Here is a 211-nt window from a genome sequence, read left to right on the forward strand (position 1 = left end):
GAACTTCTTTCAGGAGGAATTGCTAAACTCGACCGCGAACACTTACAACGCTTGTTCCCAGACATGACGACGGAAGAACTAAATCAACTCATTTACGGGGTAGAAGCAGAATCACGTATCGGCGAAACCGCGCTAGATATTTTACGAGAAATTGATGATGTTGACTCCTTGTTTACAATTATTAGCGACGAATCGCCACAAACCATCGCGA

Annotated in this window: 1 protein-coding gene; it reads left to right on the forward strand. The window is 44.1% G+C overall.

Annotation, left to right across the window (positions count from 1 at the left end):
• Nucleotides 1–211 (forward strand): hypothetical protein (locus NG901_RS17005; RefSeq protein ID WP_252217143.1); only part of this gene is annotated, 211 nt, incomplete at both ends.

The organism is Clostridium sp. CMCC3677 (assembly GCF_023845585.1).
GTDB lineage: Bacteria > Bacillota > Clostridia > Clostridiales > Clostridiaceae > Clostridium > Clostridium aquiflavi.